The 17,196-nt window shown below is 69.9% G+C and carries 16 protein-coding genes; 8 read left to right on the top strand and 8 right to left on the bottom strand.

From position 1 onward, the window contains the following. Nucleotides 1–81: 81 nt before the first annotated feature. Nucleotides 82–564: a winged helix-turn-helix transcriptional regulator gene (locus AC07NX_RS08705; RefSeq protein ID WP_494640926.1), complete on the top strand. Its 483-nt coding sequence runs from the start codon at nucleotides 82–84 to the stop codon at nucleotides 562–564. A gap of 112 nt (nucleotides 565–676) precedes the next feature. Beyond that, nucleotides 677–2,998, top strand: a complete 2,322-nt coding sequence (rnr, locus tag AC07NX_RS08710) for a ribonuclease R (protein WP_494640928.1) — start codon at nucleotides 677–679, stop codon at nucleotides 2,996–2,998. 133 nt (nucleotides 2,999–3,131) lie between these two features. Here rnr and AC07NX_RS08715 read toward each other — a convergent pair whose 3' ends face one another. Together AC07NX_RS08715 and AC07NX_RS08720 are read right to left on the bottom strand one after the other, a co-directional pair. Then, on the bottom strand, nucleotides 3,132–4,190 hold the full coding sequence (locus tag AC07NX_RS08715) for an SGNH/GDSL hydrolase family protein (RefSeq protein ID WP_494640930.1): 1,059 nt from the start codon (nucleotides 4,188–4,190) through the stop codon (nucleotides 3,132–3,134). Nucleotides 4,191–4,219: 29 nt separating this feature from the next. After that, nucleotides 4,220–5,515 carry an amidohydrolase gene (locus AC07NX_RS08720; RefSeq protein ID WP_494640932.1) on the bottom strand — a complete coding sequence of 432 codons (1,296 nt, stop codon included), beginning with the start codon at nucleotides 5,513–5,515 and terminating at the stop codon, nucleotides 4,220–4,222. Nucleotides 5,516–5,791: 276 nt separating this feature from the next. On the opposite strand from AC07NX_RS08720, the gene AC07NX_RS08725 reads away from it, so the two are divergent. From AC07NX_RS08725 to AC07NX_RS08740, 4 genes are all read left to right on the top strand, one after another. Then, a complete protein-coding gene (locus AC07NX_RS08725) occupies nucleotides 5,792–6,520 on the top strand; it encodes an NUDIX hydrolase (protein WP_494640934.1) in 729 nt (242 codons plus the stop codon). Nucleotides 6,521–6,646: 126 nt separating this feature from the next. Continuing rightward, nucleotides 6,647–7,093, top strand: a complete 447-nt coding sequence (locus AC07NX_RS08730) for a DUF6265 family protein (RefSeq protein ID WP_494640936.1) — start codon at nucleotides 6,647–6,649, stop codon at nucleotides 7,091–7,093. Between the two features lie 81 nt (nucleotides 7,094–7,174). Continuing rightward, nucleotides 7,175–7,342, top strand: a complete 168-nt coding sequence (gene rpmG, locus AC07NX_RS08735; RefSeq protein ID WP_010920317.1) for a 50S ribosomal protein L33 — start codon at nucleotides 7,175–7,177, stop codon at nucleotides 7,340–7,342. 103 nt (nucleotides 7,343–7,445) lie between these two features. Then, nucleotides 7,446–8,228 (top strand): glutaminyl-peptide cyclotransferase, encoded by a 783-nt coding sequence (locus AC07NX_RS08740; RefSeq protein WP_494640939.1) that lies wholly within the window; start codon nucleotides 7,446–7,448, stop codon nucleotides 8,226–8,228. Nucleotides 8,229–8,389: 161 nt separating this feature from the next. Here AC07NX_RS08740 and AC07NX_RS08745 read toward each other — a convergent pair whose 3' ends face one another. Together AC07NX_RS08745 and divK are read right to left on the bottom strand one after the other, a co-directional pair. Next, nucleotides 8,390–9,754, bottom strand: a complete 1,365-nt coding sequence (locus tag AC07NX_RS08745; protein WP_494640941.1) for a PleD family two-component system response regulator — start codon at nucleotides 9,752–9,754, stop codon at nucleotides 8,390–8,392. Between the two features lie 4 nt (nucleotides 9,755–9,758). After that, entirely contained in the window at nucleotides 9,759–10,127 is a 369-nt protein-coding gene (divK, locus tag AC07NX_RS08750) for a cell-cycle response regulator DivK (protein WP_029916211.1), read from the bottom strand. Nucleotides 10,128–10,249: 122 nt separating this feature from the next. On the opposite strand from divK, the gene AC07NX_RS08755 reads away from it, so the two are divergent. Both AC07NX_RS08755 and AC07NX_RS08760 read left to right on the top strand, forming a co-directional pair. Then, nucleotides 10,250–10,897 (top strand): hypothetical protein, encoded by a 648-nt coding sequence (locus AC07NX_RS08755; protein WP_494640944.1) that lies wholly within the window; start codon nucleotides 10,250–10,252, stop codon nucleotides 10,895–10,897. Next, on the top strand, nucleotides 10,894–12,150 hold the full coding sequence (locus AC07NX_RS08760) for a DNA polymerase IV (protein ID WP_494640946.1): 1,257 nt from the start codon (nucleotides 10,894–10,896) through the stop codon (nucleotides 12,148–12,150). Before AC07NX_RS08755 ends, AC07NX_RS08760 begins: the two co-directional genes overlap by 4 nt. A 156-nt stretch (nucleotides 12,151–12,306) precedes the next feature. Here AC07NX_RS08760 and rodA read toward each other — a convergent pair whose 3' ends face one another. From rodA to mreC, 4 genes are read right to left on the bottom strand one after another with little or no spacing between them, the layout of a single operon-like run. Beyond that, on the bottom strand, nucleotides 12,307–13,464 hold the full coding sequence (gene rodA, locus AC07NX_RS08765) for a rod shape-determining protein RodA (protein WP_494640948.1): 1,158 nt from the start codon (nucleotides 13,462–13,464) through the stop codon (nucleotides 12,307–12,309). After that, nucleotides 13,461–15,509 carry a penicillin-binding protein 2 gene (mrdA, locus tag AC07NX_RS08770; protein WP_494640950.1) on the bottom strand — a complete coding sequence of 683 codons (2,049 nt, stop codon included), beginning with the start codon at nucleotides 15,507–15,509 and terminating at the stop codon, nucleotides 13,461–13,463. The genes rodA and mrdA overlap by 4 nt, the downstream gene beginning before the upstream one ends. A 4-nt stretch (nucleotides 15,510–15,513) precedes the next feature. Further along, on the bottom strand, nucleotides 15,514–16,023 hold the full coding sequence (locus tag AC07NX_RS08775) for a hypothetical protein (protein ID WP_494640952.1): 510 nt from the start codon (nucleotides 16,021–16,023) through the stop codon (nucleotides 15,514–15,516). 1 nt (nucleotide 16,024) lies between these two features. Continuing rightward, entirely contained in the window at nucleotides 16,025–17,185 is a 1,161-nt protein-coding gene (gene mreC, locus AC07NX_RS08780; RefSeq protein WP_494640954.1) for a rod shape-determining protein MreC, read from the bottom strand. Nucleotides 17,186–17,196: the final 11 nt, after the last annotated feature.

Below are 17,196 nucleotides of genomic sequence, written 5' to 3' on the forward strand. Positions count from 1 at the left end.
CTCACCTTCACGTCGGACTGGATCGCCGACGGGAAGCGAGATACTATCATTTCAGTAGTTAGTCACTATCGAAATGATACCATGTCGAATAATAGCGTTGCACGGCATTGCCCCATCGTCCGCGGCGTCAGCAGCGTGGGCGACACCTGGACCATGCTGATCCTGCGCGAGGCGCATGTCGGGGTCACGCGCTTCGACCAGTTCCGGAAAAATCTCGGCATCGCGCCCACGATGCTGACCAAGCGACTGGCCGCCCTGACCGCCGGCGGCCTGCTGGAAAAACGCCTCTATTCCGAACGCCCCCCGCGGGAGGAATATGTCCTGACGCCGGCCGGCCAGGATTTCCTGCCGGTCCTGCTGCTGTTCGGGGCCTGGGCCCAACGCAACTGCGACGGCCAGTTCGCGCGCTTCATCGACGAGACGACGGGGCGGGAGATCGACCCCGTCGGCGTCGACGCGGTGTCCGGCGCCAGGCTGGGCAGCCGGCCGATCAAGGTCAGCGTCGAGCGCCTGGACGGCGCGTCCAGCCGCCCACCATCGGCGGCCGTCCCGATGGACCGCTGACGCCGAAACGCCCTGCTCTCCCTGTCGTCGGACGCTCTTTCGGCCGAAGTTGACGCCGCGCCGGACGCTTTCCCTTGGCCAATCGCCCCCGGACCGCGTTAGACCGGAGACCATGGCCAAACCTCGCTCGCCCAAGTCGTCCAAGTTCCCCGCCGCATCAAAGGCGGCCAAGCCGCCCGCCGGCCTGCCGGATCGCGAGACCCTGCTGGCCTTCCTGCGCGACGCCGGCGAGAGCGGCAAGGCCGACATCGCCCGCCACTTCGGCCTGAAGGGCGCCGACCGCCGGGCCCTGCGCGAGATGCTGCGGGCCCTGGAGGCCGACGGCAGCCTGGGCAAGCGCGGCAGACGGGGCTTCGCGGAAGCCGGGGCGCTGCCCCCCGTGGGGGTCGTCGACGTCGTCGAACGCGACGCCGACGGCGACCTCTATGTGCGCCTGACCAAGGACTCCGAGGATACGCCCCAGGTGCGCCTGGCCCCCGGCAAGGGCGAGGCGGCCGGCGGGGCGCCGGGGATGGGCGACCGGCTGCTGGTGCGCTTCGACCGGCTGGAGAGCGGCGAGACCGAGGCCCGGCTGATCAAGCGCCTGGGCCAGAGCGCCCACAAGCTGCTGGGCGTGGTCCGCAAGCACCGGCGCGAGACCCGCGTCGAGCCGGTCGACCGCAAGTCCAAGGAAAGCCTGCTGATCGACAACCAGGCCGCCGAGGGCCTGAAGGAGGGCGACCTGGTCCTGGCCCAGGTCAGCGGGGCCGGCGCCCGCTACGGACCCAAGTTCGGCAAGATCCTGGAGGTCCTGGGCAGCGAGGACGATCCGCGCGCCGCCTCGCTGATCGCCATCCACAGCCACGGCATCCCGACCGGCTTCTCGGAAGAGGCCGAGGCCGAGGCGGGCGCGGCCCAGCCGCCGACCCTGGAGGGCCGCGACGACCTGCGCGACCTGCCGTTCGTGACCATCGACCCGGTGGACGCCCGCGACCACGACGACGCCGTCTACGCCCATCCGGATCCGGACGCCGGCAATGTCGGCGGCTGGGTCGTCTGGGTGGCCATTGCCGACGTCGCCGCCTATGTCCGCCCCGGCTCGGCCCTGGACCGCGACGCCCGCGAGAAGGGCAACAGCGTCTACTTCCCCGACCGGGTGGAGCCGATGCTGCCCGAGACCCTGTCCAACGGCCTGTGCTCGCTGCGCGAAGGCGAGAACCGCGCCACCCTGGCGGTGCGGATGGTGTTCGACGCCACGGGCCGCAAGAAGAGCCACAAGTTCGTGCGCGGCCTGATGCGCAGCGCCGCCAAGCTGTCCTACGAGCAGGCCCAGGCCGCCATCGACGGCGTCGCCCCGCCCGACGGCCAGGACGCCGACAAGGCCGGGCCGCTGCTGGACCCGATCCTGCGCCCCCTGTGGGCAGCGTTCCGCCTGATGGGCAAGGGCCGGGAGGCGCGCTCGCCCCTGGCCATCGAGAGCGACGAGCGCCGCATCGTCATCCGCGAGGGCGAGATCCAGTCGATCACCCGCCGCGCCAGCCTCGAGGCCCACAAGCTGATCGAGGAGATGATGATCCAGGCCAACGTCTCGGCGGCCGAGACCCTGGAGGCCAAGCGCCTGCCGCTGATCTACCGGGTGCACGACACGCCCAGCCAGGAAAAGGTCATGAGCCTGGTCGAGTTCCTGCAGACCCTGGAGGTCAAGTGGTCGAAGGGCGAGGCCCCGACCACGGCGCGCTTCAACAAGCTGCTGGACGACACCCGCGAGAGCCCGCACGCGGCGATCATCAACGAGGTGGTCCTGCGCACCCAGATGCAGGCCCACTATTCCAGCGACAACCTGGGCCACTTCGGCCTGAACCTGGCCCGCTACGCCCACTTCACCAGCCCGATCCGCCGCTATGCCGACCTGATCGTCCACCGGGCCCTGATCCGCGCCCTGAACCTGGGGACCGACGGCCTGACCGACCAGGACATCGCCCAGATCAAGGACACCGCCGAGGTCATCACCCACGCCGAGCGCCGGGCGATGGCCGCCGAGCGCGACGCCACCGACCGCTACATCGCCGCCTTCCTGGCCGACCGGGTGGGCGCGACCTTCACCGGCCGGATCACCGGCGTCACCCGCTTTGGCCTGTTCGTGAAGCTGGACGAGACGGGGGCCGACGGCCTGGTTCCGGTCTCGACCCTGGGCGAGGAATATTTCGTCCACGACGACCGCATGCACGCCCTGGTCGGCGAGCGCACCGGCAAGCGCTTCCCGCTGGGCCTGGCGGTCGAGGTCAAGCTGCGCGAGGCGACGCCCGTGACCGGCGGCCTGCTGTTCGAGATGCTAACCGACGCCCTGCCGGCCGATCCGAAGGCCCCGCGCCCGAGGCTTGGCGTGCGGGCGCGGACGCCCGTCAAACCGCGCGGCGGCCTGCCCAAGGGCGTGCGGCGCGGGAAGCGGCGGTAGACGCGCCCCTTCTCGTTGTCATCCCGGAAGCCTCGCAGAGGCTGTCCGGGACCCAGGGGACTGGGTAAAGGCCTTGCGGTTCACCTGGGTCCCGGACAAGCGCGCCGCGCTTTCCGGGATGACAACCAGTTTCCTACCGCGCCGAGAACGCCGGCAAAACCCGCGCCGCCGCTTCCAGCCGATCCGCCATCATCTTCTGGTCGGCGATCGACGGGTGCCAGTCGCAGGCGCCCAGGTCCATGCCGGTGATCCGCACCGGCGTCGCCAGGCCGGGCGTCTCGGCGTCGACCGTCTTGGCCACCTCCTCGACATCGGCCGCGAAGCTGTCGCCGGCGATCAGCAGGAAACGCGCCTGGGGCTGGCGGCGGGCCAGGTCGCGGATGAAGCCGGCATAGGCCTGGCGATAGTCGGCGTGCAGGGCGGCCTCGTCGGCCCAGGGCTCGCCCGGGGCGACGGGCGTGGAGAAGTCGTTGGTGCCCAGGCCGATGACGATCAGCTCGGGCCGCCAGGGCTCCGCCGGATCGACCGTGGGCGTGGCCTGGCCGGGGATCAGCCGCGGATAGAGCGCCGGCAGGGGCTGGCCCGGCGAGGCCCCCCCGTAGTTGCGCACCACGCCCCGCCCGGAGAAGGCGACGATCCGGTAGTCGGCGTCCAGCCGGCGCGACAGGATCGGGCCGAACGTCAGGCTGGTGTCGGTCAGGTCGTGGATCTCGGCCTGGGTGCAGTCGCGCTTGGTCGAGCGCACGCCGTAGCCCACCGTGTGGGAGTCGCCGATGAACTCGATCCGGTGCGGACGGCTCGTCGGCGGCAGGGCCTGGCCGCCCCCGCCGACGAAGAAACCCAGGAAGCGCGCCGAACCGGACTGGCTTTCGGTCAGCTTGTCCAGCCGCACGACGTGCTCGCCGGGCCCCAGGTCCTTGAAGGCCAGGCGAACCGCGCCCGGCTTGGCCAGTTCGGCGCGGACCTGGCCGTCGAGGCTGATCGCCAGGTGCTCCGCCCCCGGATCGACCGCCACCTCGACGGACGGACCGGTGAACCGCCCCTCGAAATAGACCCCCGGCCAGCCGAACGCCGCCGCGCCGTTCGGCAGCGGCGCGACCCGGCCGCCGACATTGGGCGTCAGAGCGGTCTGGGCCACGGCCGGGCTCGACAGCGCCAGGGCCGCGACGGCGGCCAGAAACAACGATCGCAAGCAGGTCTCCTTTGGGCGCGCGGGGCGCGCTACTTCTTGGCCAGATAATCCAGCGCCAGCAAGACCTCGGCCTTCACGCCGGTTTCGAACACCGCCTCGTCGACGTCGAAATAGGGCGAGTGGTTGGCCGGGGCCGTGGCGGCTGGCACGCTGGCCGGACGGCCGCCCAGCTGGACGAACACCGCCGGGACCTTCTCGCCATAGCGGGAGAAGTCCTCGGCGCCGGTGACCAGCGCCGCCTGGTCGTCGACCTTGCCGGGCGAGGCCTGCTCCAGCACCGGCCTGGCCCAGGCCGACAGGGCCGGGTCGTTGCGGGTGACCGGATAGGGCTGGGTGAACACCGCCTGGGCCTTGGCCCCATAGCGGTCGCCGATGGCCGCCACCGTCTTCTGGACCTTGTCGATGACGTCGGCGCGGCGCTCGGCGTTGAAGGTGCGCAGGGTGCCGGTCATGGTCAGGTCTTCGGGGATGATGTTGTTGCGCACCCCCATGTTGATGGTCGCCACGGTCAGGACGGTGGGCGAGGCGCCGACATCGACCTGGCGGGCCGACAGCTGGTTGAAGGCCTGGACGATGTCGGCCGCGACGCTGGCCATGTCGACCCCGGCCCAGGGCCGCGCCCCGTGGGTCTGCTTGCCCTTGACGGTGATCGTCAGCCGGTCGGAGCCCGCATAGAAGCCGCCGGCCCGGTAGTTCAGGGCGTGGGCGTCGCCGGGGCCGATGTGCAGGCCGAAGATGGCGTCGACCTTGGGGTGGTCCAGGGCCCCGTCGCGGATCATCAGGCCCGCCCCGCCCTCCTCGCCGGCCTGGGACCCCTCCTCGGCCGGCTGGAAGATCACCACGACCGTGCCGGGGATCTGGGCCTTCAGGCCGGCCAGCACGGTGGCCGCGCCCAAGAGCATCGCCACGTGGGTGTCGTGGCCGCAGGCGTGCATGACCGGCAGGGTCCGGCCTTCCCACTGGGCCGTGGCCTTGGAGGCGAACGGCAGGCCGGTCTTCTCCTCGACCGGCAGGGCGTCCATGTCGGCGCGCAGGGCCACCACCTTGCCGGGCTTGCCGCCTTTCAGCACGCCTACCACGCCGGTGCGGCCGACGCCCTCGCGCACCTCGAAGCCCAGGGCGCGCAGTTCCTTGGCGACCAGGGCGGCGGTGCGGACCTCCTGGTTGCCCAGTTCGGGATGCTCGTGAATGTCGCGCCGCCAGGCGACGACCTTGGGCTGGACGGCCTTGGCGGCGGCGGCGACCTGGGCGGTGGTGGGCGCGGCGAAGGCCGGCGTGGCCAGCAGCGCGGCGGCCAGAGCCAGCCCGGAAACCCTTGCGAACATGCCGTCCCTCGATTCCTGAAATCCCCGCGGCGAGCTTGGGCGGGGCGCGGGAAGGGGTCAAGGCGCGGACGCGGGCCTGTCCTGCTCAACGGTTGTCATCCCGAAAGCGCGCAGCGCTTGTTGGGGATCCAGGGGAACCGCACCGCCTTCGCCCAGTCCCCTGGATCCCGGACAGCCTCTGCGAGGCTTCCGGGATGACAACGGATTGAGAGAGCGGGGAAACAACCCGCCCTACGGATGGCTGGCGTCGCCGCGAGTCGGGTCTAAGCTCATGAAATGGACGAGCCCATCGACGCCCAGTTCGACACCCGCAACGACGGCGAGGTCCGCGACCCGACCGCCGGCGTGCTGAAGCCGCGCCACGCCGCCACCCTGATCGTGGTCCGCGACGACGGTTCCCGGCCCCGCATCCTGATGGGTCGCCGCAACCGGGGCCTGGCCTTCATGGCCGACAAGTGGGTGTTTCCCGGCGGCCGGGTCGACCGAGGCGACTACGCCGCCCCCTCGGCCAGCGAGCTGTCGCCCGAAACCACCGCGCGCCTGGCCCTCGAACCGCGTCATCCCAGCCCCGCCCGCCTGGCCCGCGCCCTGGCCCTGGCGGCGGTGCGCGAGACCTTCGAGGAGACCGGCCTGCTGCTGGCCCAGGCGGCTCCGGCGCGGCCGGGCGCCGGGGCCTGGCGGCCGTTCCTGGCCCAGGGCGCCCTGCCCGACCTGGCGCCGCTGGCCTTCGTGGCCCGGGCCATCACCCCGCCCTACCGCACCCGCCGCTTCGACGCCCGGTTCTTCATGGCCCCCGCCAGCGCCCTCTTGAGCCTGGAGCGCCAGCCCGACTGCGGCGAGCTGGACGAGATCGGCTGGTTCGACTTCGACCAGGCCCGCGCGCTGGACCTGCCCAACATCACCCGCTTCGTCGTCTCCGAGGCAGCCCAGCGCCTGGCCGACCCTGGACGACCGGCCCCGTTCATGCGCTTCCTGCGCGGGGCGCGGCGGTTGAGCTACCTGTGAGGCCCGTGGGCCCGCCCTCGTCCTTCGACAAGATCAGGATGAGGGCTATTGTAGCGCCGCGCCAACAGTCGAAATCCTCATCCTGAGCCTGTCGAAGGACGCGGATTTCGCCCCACGAGGTCACCCATGCTCCCCCTGATCCTCGCCGCCGCCCTGGCCGGTCCGCCCGCCACCATCGACCAGGTGGCCTGGCTGAAGGGCTGCTGGGTCCAGGCCAAGCCCAAGAGCGTGGTCGAGGAACTGTGGATGGCGCCGGGCGGCGGCGTGATGCTGGGCCTGGGCCGCACGGTGCGCGACGGCAAGCTGCGCGAGTACGAGTTCGTCCGCATCGTCGAGGCCGACGGCTCGCTGGCCTATGTCGCCGAGCCCTCGGGCCAGGCCAAGGCGACCTTCCCGCTGAAGAGCCTGACGGCCGGCGAAGCGGTGTTCGAGGATCCCACCCACGACTTTCCCCAACGGGTGATCTATCGCCGGGTGGGACCCGACGCCATGACCGGCCGGATCGAGGGCCAGATCGGCGGACAAACCAAGGCCATCGATTTCCCCTACAAACGATGCGCGACCGGCAATTGACTTTGCGCCGCCGGTGAGTATGTTCCGCGCCTCTTATTTCGACCGCGTAGGGACCTGCGCGACCATCGCAGGGATTCGACCATGGCCAAACCGGCTTCCATCAAGATCCGCCTGAACTCGACCGCGGACACCGGCTTCTTCTACGTGACCAAGAAGAACGCCCGCACCAAGACCGAAAAGATGGTGCTGAAGAAGTACGATCCGGTCATCCGCAAGCACGTCGAATTCCGCGAAGGCAAGATCAAGTAGGTCTGCCGACCCTTCGTGATGCGACAAGACGCCCGGCCGCGAGGTCGGGCGTTTTTCTTTGGGCCGTCTTGTTTTCGCCGCCGAGCAAAGGCCTAGCTGGGCCATGCGTCGACTCCCGCTTCCCTGCCTCTGGCTGACCGTCATCCTGCTGCTGGGCGCGGGTTCGCCGCTGGCTCGCGTCCACGCCGCCACGCCGGTCTATGGCTATGAGGTGGTCCGCGCCTACCCTCACGATCCCAACGCCTTCACCGAGGGCCTCTTCCTGCGCGACGGCTTCCTGTACGAGAGCACGGGGCTGGAGGGCGCCTCGTCGATCCGCAAGACCGTGCTGGAGACCGGCGGCGTCGAGAACGAGCGCTCGATCTCCAGCCAGTACTTCGGCGAGGGGATCATCGACTGGAAGGACCGGCTGATCCAGCTGACCTGGAAGAACCAGATCGGCTTCGTCTACGGAATCGACGACTTCGAGACCAAGGGTGAGTTCCGCTATCCCGGCGAGGGCTGGGCCCTGACCCGCGACGACAGGCGGATCATTATGAGCGACGGCACCTCGCGCCTGCGGTTCCTGGATCCGGAAACCCTGAAGGAGACCGGCGGGATCACCGTCACCGACGAGGGCCGGCCGGTGGACCAGTTGAACGAGCTGGAATGGGTCAAGGGCGAGATCTACGCCAACATCTGGCAGACCGACCGCATCGCCCGCATCGACCCGGCCACGGGCAAGGTGAAGGGCTGGATCGACCTGACGGGCCTGCTGCCCGTCGAGGACCGGGCGCGGGCCGACGTGCTGAACGGCATCGCCTACGACGCCAAGGCCGACCGGCTGATCGTCACCGGCAAGCTGTGGCCGCGGCTTTATGAGATCCGGGTGGTTGCAAGGCGCTAGGCGCCGGCGCCCCGGTTGTTGTCATCCCGGAAGGCGCGCAGCGCTTGTCCGGGACCCAGAGGGATCGCACCGCTTCTGCCCAGTCACCTGGGTCCCGGACAGCCCCTGCGGGGCTTCCGGGATGACAACGAATGGCTTGAAGAACTTGGGGAGAGCAGCGCCTAGGCCGCCTTGCCCACCACCGCGTTGCGGCCCGACTTCTTGGCCTCGTACACCGCCTCGTCGGCGCGCTTGAGCAGGGTCTCGGGGGTGTCCTCCGCCCCGCTGGTGGCCGAGACGCCGATCGAGATGGTCACGGTCAGCAGCTCGCTGCCATGGGCGACGCGGAACGGCGAGCCCGAGACGTGCATGCGGATCCGCTCGGCGATGCGCAGGGCGTCGGCCATCTGGGTATCGGGCATGATCACCGTGAACTCCTCGCCGCCATAGCGGCAAGGCAGGTCGATGGCGCGGACATTGGAGGCCAGGCGCAGGGCGAACTCGCGCAGCACCTCGTCGCCGACGTCGTGTCCGAAGCCGTCGTTGATCTTCTTGAAGTGGTCGATGTCGATCAGCAGGGCCGCGACCGGGTCGCCGCCCAGCCCCGCACGCTTGACCAGCGAGTCGAGCTGCCCGGCCATGTAGCGGCGGTTGTGCAGGCCGGTGAGCTGGTCGGTGACCGCCAGTTCCAGGCTGTGGTCGAGGTTCTGGCGCAGGTAATCTGTATAGCGCTTGCGCTGGATCTGGGTCTTGACCCGGGCGGCCAGCTCCTGCGGATCGATCGGCCGGGGCAGGATGTCGTTGATGCCGATCTCCAGCGCCTTGACGATGCGCGGGCGCTCGTCGGGATCGACCATGGCCAGGACCGGCAAATGGCGGGTGCGCTCGTCCGAGCGCAGGCTGGCGGCGAAGCGCAGGCCGTCGAAGCCCTTGGCGGCGGCGTTGATGATGACGAGATCGACCGGACCGCCGGCGCTGATCTGGGCCTTCACCGGATCGGATTCGATGACCGGGCGATGCTCGACCGCCAGCTCGGCGGCCACGCGCTGGGCCTGGCGCTCGTTGTCGTCGACGATCAGTACCCGACCGCCCAGGCCGTCCAGGCGCGAGGCGGCGCCGGCGATCACGCCCATGCGCCGGCCCGAGGCCTCGCGCTGGCGCAGTTCGTCGATCACCAGCTTGAACCGGGTCAGGCTACGCACGCGGGCGAACAGCATGACGTCGTCGATCGGCTTGGTCAGGAAGTCCGAGGCGCCGGCCTCCAGACCCTGGATGCGGTCGGCGCGGCCGTCCAGGGCCGTGACCAGCACGACGGGAATGTGGCGGGTGGCGGGGTCTTCCTTGAGCTTCCTGCAGACCGTGAAGCCGTCCATGCCGGGCATCATCACGTCCAGCAGGATGACGTCGGGCAGTTCGTCCGCCGCCAGGGCCAGGGCGGTGGGACCGTCATAGGCGACGGAGACCTGGTAATATTCGGCCGACAGCTTGGCCTCGAGCAGGCGGACATTGGCCTCGATATCGTCGACGACCAGGATGCGCGCGCTCACGGGCCTACCTCTCCAGCAACCGGCGAATGGTGTCCAGGAAGTGCGACACCGAGATGGGCTTTGAGATATAGGCTTCGCAGCCGCCTTCGCGAATCCGCTCCTCGTCGCCCTTCATGGCAAATGCCGTAACGGCGACGACGGGGATATGTGACAGATCGTCGTCCTCCTTCAGCCACTTGGTGACTTCGAGGCCGGAGATCTCGGGCAGCTGGATGTCCATCAGGATCAGGTCCGGACGGTGCTCGCGGGCGATCGACAACGCCTGCAGGCCCTCGCGGGTCTGCAGGGTCTCATAGCCCTGGGCTTCGAGCAGGTCATGAAAGAGTTTCATGTTCAGCTCGTTATCCTCGACGATGAGGACCTTCTTCGTCATCCTGACCCCGACCATTCCGGTCCGTGGCGATGCATGAGGGATTCGCGTCGCTTCTGTATTCCAGATCGCACGAATATCCTTAAGCCCGCGCTAATCGCGTTTACCTCGGCCGACCGCAGATCATGGAACTCCGTTTTTCCGACCTTCAGGCCTGCACCGTGCGCCCTGATACGCCATTGGTCATCGTCGATGTCGACGAAGTCCTCGCGCGCTTCATGCATGGCTTCGGAACGTTCATCGCGCGCCACGGATTCGAGCTGCGGGTCGACCGCTTCGCCTTGTTCCAGAACATCTATCGACCCGGCGAGACCGAGCACCTGGACCTGATCGCGGGCCGGGCCCTGTTCGACGACTTCTTCCGGGACGGGGCCGACGACCTCCTGCCGACCGAGGGCGCGGCCGACGCCCTGGCCGACCTGTCGACCCGGGCCGACGTGGTGATCCTGACCAACGCCCCCGAGCACGGCCGCCAGTCCCGCGCCCGCTGGCTGAAGACCCATGGCTTCGACTATCCGCTGGTGATCAACAGCGGCCCCAAGGGGCCGTCGGCGGCGCACCTGTCCGAGCGCACGGCCTCGCCGTCGGTGTTCATCGACGACCTGCTGCCGCAGCTTGATTCGGTGGCCGAGAGCGCGCCGTGGGTGAACCGCTTCCAGATGGTGGCCGACGAGCGCCTGCGCCCCCTCGCCCCGTCCGATCCCGAGCGGCACGCCCGGTTCGACCTGTGGCCGGACCTGAAGACGGCCATCGAGCGCAAGCTGTTCCCATGAAGGCCCTCTGCCGCGATTGCCTGGCGACGGGCGAGGCCAAGGTCTCACGTTGCCCGGCCTGCGGGTCGCCGCGCGTGGTCTTCCACGAGGAGCTGGGCCGGCTCAGCATGGCCCATATGGACTGCGACGCCTTCTACGCCTCGGTCGAGAAGCGGGACGATCCCAGCCTGCGCGACAAGCCGGTGATCGTCGGCGGCGGCAAGCGCGGCGTGGTGACGACCGCCTGCTACATCGCCCGCATGAGCGGCCCGCGCTCGGCCATGCCGATGTACAAGGCGCTGAAGCTGTGCCCCGACGCCGTGGTCATCAAGCCCAACTTCGCCAAGTACAAGCACGAGAGCCGGCGGATCATGGCCAAGCTGGAGGCCCTGACGCCCCTGGTGCAGCCCCTGTCCCTGGACGAGGCCTGGATCGACCTGTCGGGCACCGAGCGCCTGCACGGCGCCCCGCCGGCGGTGATGCTGGCCCGGGTGCAGAAGGAGATCGAGGCCGAGGTCCGGATCACCGTCTCGATCGGCCTGGCCCCCAACAAGTTCCTGGCCAAGATCGCCTCGGAGCTGGACAAGCCGCGCGGCTTCTCGGTGATCGGGGCGGTCGGGATCGCCGAGTTCCTGGCCCCCCGCCCCGTGTCGATCCTGCCCGGCGTCGGCCCCGCCACCGTCGCCGCCCTGGCCTCGGAAGGCCTGCGCACGGTCGGCGACATCGCCGGCGCCGACCTCAAGTGGCTGGTCAAGGTGCTGGGCTCGGGCGGCCTGCGGCTGCACCACCTGGCCCATGGGCGCGACACCCGCGTCGTTGATCCCGACCAGGAGCGCAAGACGATCAGCGCCGAGACCACGTTCAACGACGACCTCTACAAGGCCGAGGACCTCGAGGACGAGCTGTGGCCGCTGTGCGAGAAGGTCGCCCGCCAGGCCCGGGCCGGCGGGGTGGCGGGCCGGGTGGCGACCCTGAAGCTGCGCACCCCCGACTTCAAGATCCATACCCGGCGCCGCACCCTGGCGGTGCCGACCCAGACCGCCCGCACCCTGTTCCAGGTGGCGCGCGAGCTGCTGGCGGCCGAGCCCCGGGGCCTGCACTACCGCCTGATCGGCGCGGGCCTGACCGACTTCGTTCCCGCCGAGGGCGCGGCCGACGACTTTTTCGCCGGCGACGAGCGCAAGGCCCTGAAGAGCGAGACGGTGATCGACGGGCTGCGGGGGAAGTTCGGAGCCGGAGCGGTGGTGACCGGGCGGGCCCTGAAGGGGAAGTAGGGAACGCCCTTCCCTCCCCCTTGCGGGGAGGGTGGCGGCAAAGCCGACGGGTGGGGTTCGGTGCAGGGCGTCCCCTCGTTCAGATCATTGCAGCGGCTCCCCCACCCGACCCCTTCGGGGCCACCCTCCCCGCAAGGGGGAGGGAAAGAGACCGCTCTACATCAGCGACCCCTTGCCGCTGGTCACTTCCGTATAACGGTGCACCCGCACGGCCTGGACCAGGCCGAAACCGATCATGACGGTCAGCATGACGGTGCCGCCGTACGACAGCATCGGCATCGGCACGCCCACGACCGGGGCCATGCCCATGACCATCGCGCCGTTGATCAGCACGTAGAGGGCGAAGGTCGCCGTCACCCCGGCGGCCGACAGGCGTCCGAAGTGGCTGTGGCTGATCGAGGCGATGCGCAGGGCCATGAAGATCGCCACGCCGTACAGGAACAGCACGCTGAAGCAGCCGATGAAGCCGAACTCCTCGGCCAGGGTGGCGAAGATGAAGTCGGTCTGCTTCTCGGGCAGGAAGTTCAGCTGGCTCTGCGAGCCCAGGCCGAAGCCCTTGCCCATCAGCCCGCCCGAGCCCAGGGCGATCTTCGACTGCATGATATGGTAGCCGTTGCCCGACGGGTCGCTCTCGGGGTCCATGAAGGTCAGGATCCGGTTGCGCTGGTAGTCGTGCAGCACGAAGAAGATGAACGGCGGCAGGGCGGCCAGGCCGGTCAGGATCCCGGCGATGATCAGCCGCAGCGACAGGCCGGCCAGCACCATCACCGCCAGGCCCGGCAAGGCGATCAGCACCGCGGTGCCCAGGTCCGGCTGGTGGGCGACCAGCAGGGTCGGCGCGCCGATCAGGGCCAGGGGGACCAGCAGCTTCCAGGACAGCCTGGCGCTGTCGGCCGACAGGCCATGATAGTAGCGGGCCAGGGCCAGGACGACGCCGATCTTCATGATTTCGGACGGCTGAAAGCGCAGCGGCCCGATGGCCAGCCAGCGCTGGGCGCCCAGCGACACGTCGCCGACCGCCTCCACCGCCACCAGCAGCAGCAGGGCTACGCCGTAGATCGGATAGGCCATGGTGAACCAGACGCGCAGGTCCACCATCGCCAGGATGATCATCATCACGAAATAGATGCCGAAGCGCAGCAGGTGCTTGTCGGCCCACGGCTCCCACGAGGCGCCGGCGATGGAGAACAGCATCAGCGCCCCGGTGCCGGCGATCAGGCACAGGACCAGGCACAGGGTCCAGTCGATCTCCATGAACTTGATGATCGGCCGGTCGCGTTCGCCGGGCCGGCTGAGGCCGCCGCTGAGGGTCATCGGGGGGCTCCGGGGGCGGCGGGCGCGGAAACGGTTGGGGTCGAGGGAGTCGCCGGCGGCGCGCCCACGGTCGGATCATCGGGGGCGGCGCCCTCGACCGAACCGTCGGGGGCGGCCTCGACCGGTTCCTCGGGCAGGGGCATGGGCCGTTCGATACGAGCCCGGACCTCGGGGTCCTTGAGCAAGGCCACGCGCATCACCTCGCGGGCCCGCGGGGCGCCGGCGGTGGCGCCGCCCAGGCCGCCGTGCTCGATGATGACGGCCACGGCGTAGCGCGGGTCGTCATAGGGCGCGAAGGCCACGAACAGGTTGTGGTCCTTCAGGCGCCAGGCGACACTGTCGCTCTTGCGGCTGGCGACCTTGTCGTAGCTGCGCACCTGGGCCGTGCCGGTCTTGCCGGCCATCTTGACGTCTCCCAGGCCCAGCTGGCTCTGGCGGTAGGCGGTACCGCGCACGTCGTTGGCCACCGCCTCCATGCCGCCGCGCACATAGGCCAGGTGCTCCATCGAGAACGGCAGGTCGGGCACCGCCGCGCCGCTGGGCTGCTCGACGCCGCCCACCGACTTGATCAGGCGCGGATTGAGCGCCTTCTTGCCGTTGGCCAGGCGCGAGGTCATCACCGCCAGCTGCAGGGCGTTGACGCTGAGCGCCCCCTGCCCGATGCCGTAGCTGGGCGTTTCGCCGGGAAACCAGATCTGGTTGGCCGGATTCTTCTTGAAGGCCCGCTTCTTCCACTCGCGGTCCGGCACCAGGCCCTTCTTCTGGCCCGGAATGCCGATGTCGAACGTGCTGCCGAAACCCATGGCGCGGGCGGCGCTGGCGATCGCGTCAGGACCGATCTTCAGCGAGGTCTGGTAGAAGTAGATGTCGCACGAGTTCTTGATCGCCTCGTGCAGGTTCTGCGAGCCGTGGCCGCGTTTTTCCCAGCACCGCCAGGTCCGGCCGCCGTAGTACCAGCTGCCGCCGCAGTTCACGCGGACCTCGGGGTCGATCCCCGCGGTCAGGGCGGCCAGGCCCACCGTCGGCTTGAAGGTCGAGCCCGGCGGGAAGGTGCCGTTCAGCACCTTGTCCAGCAGCGGCTTGCGCTCGTACTCGGCCAGGGCCTTGTACTCCGGCCCGGACAGGCCCTTGACGAAGCGGTTGGCGTCGAAGCTGGGGGCCGAGACCATGGCCAGCAGGTCGCCGTTGCGGATGTCCATCACCACGATGGCGCCGCTCTCGTCGCCCATCACCTCCAGGGCCCGGTTCTGGATGTCAGCGTCCAGGGTCAGGCGCACTTCCTTGCCCGGGGTCGCCGGGATGTCGCCCTCGGGATCCAGGCGCACGACCCGGCCCTGGGCGTCGACCTCGGCCTTGGTGGCGCCGGGGCGGCCGCGCAGATCCCGGTCGAGGGACTTCTCGATGCCGGCCTTGCCGATCCGGAAGCCCGGGTGGTGCAGCAGGTCCTGGTCCTGGGTCGGGTCGTCCTTGGCCTTCTCCAGATCGCGGTCCGAGACCTTGGCCACGTAGCCGATCACGTGGGCGAAGGCTCCGCCGAACGGATAGACCCGCACCTCGCCCATGTCGGCGGTCACGCCGGGCAGTTCCGGGGCGCGGATGTTGACGCGGGAGAACTCCTCCCAGGTCATGTCCTCCATCACCGCCACCGGGGCCTTCTTGGGGGCGCGGGCGATCTCCTTGACCAGGCGGGCGCGGCGCGCGGCGTCGATCGGCACCAGCTGGGCCAGGTCGTCGAGGGTGGCCTCGACGTCGAAGTCCTTGGAATCCTTGCTCACCATCAGCCGGAAGTTCGGCCGGTTCGAAGCCAGGGACACGCCGTTGCGATCCAGGATCAGGCCGCGCGGCGGCGGGGTCAGGCGGTAGTTGAACTGGTTGCCGGCCGAGAGCTTCTGGTAGCGCTGGGCCTCGACCAGCTGCAGCTGGGCCAGGCGTCCGCCCAGGGCCAGCAGGCCGCCGCCGGCCAGGCCGCCCATCAGGAACGCGCGGCGGTGGAACACCCCCTGCCGCTCGTTCACCTCGAAGAACATGATGGACGGTTCGCTCATGGCGTCACCGGAACCGAACGTCCGCGTCCTCGAACCGGTCGATCAGCCGGTGGGCGAACGGGAACAACAGGGTCGTCACCAGGAACTGCCAGAATACGGCCAGCAGGCTGGGCATGGCCAGGCTGTCCAGCATGCTGAACAGGAAGCCGCTGGCCATGGCCACGGCGGTGACCCCGCCGAACCAAGCCCACATCATCGGCCGGCTCTGGCCGGTCATCATGCTGCGGCCGGCCAGGGCGGTGGCGTAGGCGACCAGCAGCGACAGGCCCCACAGGCCCGTCGGCCCGCCCCAGAACACGTCCAGGAACAGGCCCAGCGCCAGCAGGGCGAACGGCGCCAGGATCGAAGGCCGGATCAGCGCCCAGGCGAAGGCCGGGACCATGGCGAACACCGGCTCGGGCAGCTGCAGGCCGTAGATGCGGATCGGCGCGGCGAAGACGATGGTCGCCAGCACGCACAGCAGGGCGGGCACGCCCAGCCAGAGACCAGGGTGCAGAGGCCGCGCGCCGCCCACCCTAGATCTCCCCGCCGGCGGGCTGGGCCGCCGCCGGCCTCGACGTCGTCGGCTTGGGCGCCGCTGGTTTGGCGGCCGCGGGCCTGGGCGCCGACGCGGTGGCCGCGGGCGGCGTCGTGGCGGCCGGCTTGGGCGACGCCACGCCCGGGTTCGTTGTCGTCGTCGGGGTGGTCGGCGTCGCGCCGGAACCTGTCGGCGTCGCTCCGGCCTGGGCGGCGGGCTTGGGCGCGGTGGCGGCCGGGCCCAGGATCGAGACGTCGGGATCCTCGGTGGTGACCGGCGGCAGGCTGCGGGTCAGCAGGGCCTTCTGGTCGGCCAGCTGGGCGAAGTCCTTGAACAGTAGGATGCGGACATAGTCGATGGCCGCGTCGTCGGCGAACAGCACGACCCGCCAGCGGCCGTCCAGGCCCTTGACGGCCGCGCCCACGGGCAGGCCGCGCGGCACCACGCCGCCGTCGCCGGAGGTGACGACCCGGTCGCCTTCCTTGATCGGATCGACGCCGCGCAGATATTCCAGCTTCGGATTGGGGCCGCCGTCGCCCGTCAGGATGGCGCGGGCGTTGGTGCGATCGATCATCACCGGTGTGCGCGACGCGATGTCGGTCAGCAGCAGCACGCGGCTGGCCCCGCGGGCGACGCCGACCACGCGACCGACCAGGCCGCGCTCGTTCATCACCGGATTGCCGACCACCACGCCCTTCTCCGAACCGGCGTCGGCCAGGCGGGTGTTGGCGAACGGGCCGCGGGTGTCGGCGACCACGCGGGCGCCGGCCATCGGGATCGGCGGATCGGTGCGCAGGCCCAGCAGCGAGCGATAGCTCTGGTTCTTGTCCACCTCGGCCAGGTACATGTCGCGATAGCCGCGCATCTCCTTCAGCTCGGCCTTCAGGCGACGGTTCTCCGACGCCGTGAAGAAGTAGCTGCTGACGAAATCGACGCCCAGGCCGGTCCAGCGCCCCGGCGCCGCGATCACGCCGCTGACCGGCTTGGACACCGTGTCGACCGTCTGGCGGGTGACGCCGTAGGCCTGTTGCTGGAGGGTCTCGCGCCGATCGGCCAGCAGGAACGCGACCGCGATCACGATCGCGACGATCAACGCCACGGCCGCGGTCCAGGTAAGCGGCACTTTCAGGTCGCCGAGCGGACCTTCGCGAAAGGGCACGAACTGGTTCT

The organism is Caulobacter sp. GW821-FHT09A05 (assembly GCF_059418465.1).